Here is a 1,536-nt window from a genome sequence, read left to right as displayed (position 1 = left end):
TCTACCGGCTGAACACCAGTGTGTTGGAGGGAATGAACAACAAGATCAAGGTGATCAAGCGGGTGGCCTACGGCTACCGGGATAACGACTACTTCTTTCTGAAGATAAAAGCAGCATTTCCCGGTAAAGCGCGATGAACCAGAAAAAAGGGGTGCATGTCAGAAACAAGCACCCCTGAGACCTCCAAACCAGCTTAAAGCTTGGTTGTGCGGAGATAAGGACGAATTTCATTCCAGCCATTCGGGAACAAGCCTTTGGCATCTTCATTGGAGATAGATGGCGGAATGATCACGTCGTCTCCTTTGCGCCAGTCAGCAGGCAGTGCACAGCGGTGGGCATCACCGGTCTGCAGTGCATCAATCACCCGGAGGATTTCGTCAAAATTCCTGCCCACAGCCATGGGATGGCCTAGCGGGGGCATTTGAACAGAAACTTACGGTTCCGCCCACCCGGATCCACCTCAAACCGTAAATTCCTGCACGAAATTCACCGGCCTTTGGCCGCCTTGATGTACTTGTAGAGTGTGGGCTTTGAAATTCCCATCATTTCGCAGATCTGATCCACGGTGTGTTCCTTCTCGTCGTAAAGCTTCACGGCTAAGGCCTGTTTATCTTTGCTGAGTGACTTAGGCCTACCCCCTTTTCGTCCACGCGCTCGCGCAGCTTGGAGGCCTGCTTGGGTGCGCTCACGGATCAGGTTCCGCTCAAACTCAGCCAACGCACCGAATATATGGAAAATCAACTTGCCGGAGCTGGATGAGGTGTCGATGGCTTCCTGGAGGCTCTTCAAGCCGATCCCCTTGGATTCCAGCAGTGTCACCATCTCGATCAAGTCTTTGAGTGACCTGCTCAAGCGATCCAGTCGCCAGACCACTATGGTGTCACCCGTTCTCGCGTACTGCAAAGCCTGGTGCAGACCTGGGCGTTCCGCTTTGGCACCGCTAAGCTGATCCTTGAAGATTTGCTCACACCCAGCCTGGTCGAGGGCGTCTCGTTGCAAGTTGAGGTTTAGATCGTCAGTCGAGACTCGTGCATAACCAACCAGCATATGCTTCTCACTCTCCAGGCAAACTTTACAGATTTGGGGGTTCTTCCACCGGGCCTAAAAAGTTGGCGGTTATCGCAGCTACCCGGTCGTCGCTCACAAAAGTTAAATTACTCGTAACTCTAGGAAATATATTAACATTGAAATATTAACCGAGTATATTAACTTAAGTTGTGCTGCAAACCCGTTGCCTTTCAGGGCCTGCGCGAAGCAGTTAATAAAATTAGCGTTTTTTTTCAGCAAACAAGCCACGTGAGGCCCTGTTTGGCGTTCCGATCCAGCCGGTCCAGGTTGGTAATAATGTAGTTGCACAGATAAGTGCACAAATAAGTAGCCGTCCGATATTCCCCTTGTAGTGGTCAAGTGTTTTAGGCCACCGTCTTTTGAGCTTTCCAGTAGGCTTGCTCAGCCACATTCGGCGGCAGTCCTTCGTTATGCTTATGCGGGCGAAGGGCACTGTAATAACCGATCATGTAGTCCGTTATTGACTGC

Annotated in this window: 3 protein-coding genes and 1 pseudogene; 1 reads left to right on the top strand and 3 read right to left on the bottom strand. The window is 51.0% G+C overall.

Annotated elements, in window-relative coordinates; genetic code table 11:
- Positions 1-137: transposase (locus H3Z84_RS02310; RefSeq protein WP_199456077.1), on the top strand; the 137-nt coding region annotated here is incomplete at its 5' end.
- A 56-nt stretch (positions 138-193) separates the two neighbouring features.
- Here the strand turns inward: H3Z84_RS02310 and H3Z84_RS02305 are convergent.
- The 3 genes and pseudogenes from H3Z84_RS02305 to H3Z84_RS17015 all read right to left on the bottom strand — a co-directional run.
- Positions 194-400, bottom strand: a complete 207-nt coding sequence (locus tag H3Z84_RS02305; RefSeq protein ID WP_279627995.1) for a hypothetical protein — start codon at positions 398-400, stop codon at positions 194-196.
- Positions 401-486: 86 nt separating this feature from the next.
- The gene (locus H3Z84_RS02300; protein WP_094625385.1) at positions 487-1,047 is read right to left on the bottom strand and encodes a recombinase family protein; all 561 of its coding nucleotides are present in this window, start codon (positions 1,045-1,047) and stop codon (positions 487-489) included.
- Positions 1,048-1,412: 365 nt separating this feature from the next.
- Positions 1,413-1,536: pseudogene (locus tag H3Z84_RS17015) on the bottom strand (IS3 family transposase); the annotation flags it as partial.

This window comes from Marinobacter sp. bablab_jr003 (assembly GCF_016464245.1).
Classification (GTDB): domain Bacteria; phylum Pseudomonadota; class Gammaproteobacteria; order Pseudomonadales; family Oleiphilaceae; genus Marinobacter; species Marinobacter vinifirmus.
This window is presented reverse-complemented; position numbering and strand designations above follow the sequence as displayed.

What these genes read in the sequence shown, in the direction of transcription:
- H3Z84_RS02305 (WP_279627995.1), bottom strand. Translation starts at nt 400, where the DNA reads ATGGCTGTGGGCAGGAATTTTGACGAAATCCTCCGGGTGATTGATGCA.
- H3Z84_RS02300 (WP_094625385.1), bottom strand. Translation starts at nt 1,047, where the DNA reads ATGCTGGTTGGTTATGCACGAGTCTCGACTGACGATCTAAACCTCAAC.